The sequence below is a fragment of the Endozoicomonas sp. SESOKO3 genome (genome assembly GCF_024606255.1).
The window spans coordinates 1-2,035 of sequence record NZ_JAHHPR010000436.1 but is presented as its reverse complement, the minus strand read 5'-3'; the positions used below and the strand labels follow the sequence as shown (position 1 = coordinate 2,035).

Sequence of the window (2,035 nt, the reverse complement as noted above, 5' to 3'; positions counted from 1 at the left end):
ACATCCCCTTGCCACCCAGTTGTTTCCGGCTGGCGGGAGAATAGTCAGCAGCCTGCTCTGAAGAAGATAAACTGCAAGCGCTGCAGAAGCGCTTGGCCAGTGGTGTTTCGTCGATCGGAACGCCGCTGATATCAGGACCTCCGAATTGACTTTTAAATGAACTCCCGGCCTCGGTCTCCTGAGTTGGATTCTTTGTCAGGATGGGGTGATATGCTTTGTCAAATCCAGCAGATAACATCAAGACATCCCTCCAAAGTTAATATTCATCCATGATTTAATAACCAAGAGCCTGTTGCGTTAATCAATTACTTCTTTTGACCATGATATCTTTATAAAGTTCAGCCATCGGGCTGAAGCACGCAACAGGAAAAACAACAAGGAGCTGGGAACACGGTGTGTAATGGTCAACGCTGTCAGAATAGATTAGACGTTATTCGCAAATTTCCGAGCCTGTCTGTAAAACTAGAGTGACACTCTCGAACTCGTTGACTGCCATATTTCAGCCCATGCTTCAATAAGGCTTTCTTTAGCTTTTCTTTATGCTCCGCAAGCCAGTGAGTCGGTCGGAGATTATACGGTGGGAGATCAAACGGAGGGACTGCAAACTTCAGTTTATAGTCCATTGATGGGCTGATAACAAAGTATTGATCTCTAAAATCGGGATACACATCCTCAACCAATAGAGTAGCTTCATCAGGATATAACAATAAAAGATGTTGTAAGAGCTCCCTTCGCATGTCCTCACTTATCTCATCGCTCATTAACATTTCCCGCAGACTGTCTTTCGATTTTCCCTCAATAAACACATGCCGCACACACACTCTTAAACACTGTCCATGATGAATAAACCGCTGGTAATGGTCGCTTAATAACTGACAGAAAGCGTCAGAAGAAGATGAAACTCTCCGACAAAACACTAAAAAAAGGCAATGCTCAAACGCAAATCTCTCAGCTTCTGTTGCAACATTGCCATTAAGGCGCTGTGCAAGCAAGTTGAAGTCCCACTGATCTCCTTCAAAAATGGCCCTGCATTCAAATAAACTATCCAGATTATACATTTCATCTAACACAATGATCAGTTTCTCAAAGGCACCCTGCATGTTGTTACGTGATTTCATTCGAGGGCATTCAACGGTAATTTCTCCCGCTACGGCGTTGCAACCCAGCTTCATGCTATCAGAATTTTCATCCAGTCCGATCGCTTTCAGAGACTGCACCAGAAACCACATACGCTTTAACTTGCCGTCTTCATCAACGCCATCAGGTTCCTCAAATTGGTCAGAAAATCTCAGCCGCAAGGTTCGTTCTTTTCCCCCATCTGCATGCTCAAGAAGTTCAACAAGTCCCACATGACTTCCTAACTTCAGGTTAACAATCAAGGCATCATCCATACTGACGACAGTCCCTGAAAGCCCTAACTTTTTCATTGATGCTTTGTCGGACGCCCTCAACAGCGGTGCCTCTTCACCCGGGGACGTGCAATCAACATAGGTCATGTACCGTTCCTTGGATATCCTGCCCTGACCGGAGGCCAGAGCGACCGGCGCCAGTGCCGCTACAAAACGCTGATGCAGGGCAAAAATCAAGTCATGGACACTTTGGCACTGCTCAGCCTTCCGGGAATGAAGTGCTTGAAGACTGGATTGAAGCTGATGGCACTCTGCCAGCCACTGTCGAAACGGGAATACCTGCCCTTCTTCAGAGGCTTGCATTGGATGGACGACAGCCTCTACCCGTGATTGGATGGTCTTTTTCAGTGCCCCGAACCGGTTGTTCAATTGCGGTACTTCATTCAGCAATGACTTGTGCTGGAATGAACCACTGTTATCCGCCAGCAGCAAGAAGCTCTGGTAACCCTTCAACATGGCTTCAGCTCCATGAATGAGCCTGCTTACGCTCTCCCCGGTCTCTGCCAGTAACTTTGATCGTTGTGGCGACATGCTCAGCTTTATGGGGTTTGCCAAACAATCCAGTCCGTAGCCGGGAGCAAAAAATGCCAACAGGCGGGCATTTTGATCTGTGAGCCATTGAAAAC

At 46.9% G+C, this 2,035-nt stretch carries 2 protein-coding genes; both read right to left on the bottom strand.

Annotated elements, in window-relative coordinates:
- Positions 1 to 241: hypothetical protein (locus tag KDK18_RS07490; protein WP_257254269.1), on the bottom strand; the 241-nt coding region annotated here is incomplete at its 3' end.
- A gap of 172 nt (positions 242 to 413) precedes the next feature.
- Positions 414 to 2,035, bottom strand: a 1,622-nt coding sequence (locus KDK18_RS07485; protein WP_257254268.1) for a hypothetical protein, incomplete at its 5' end; no start/stop codon positions are given.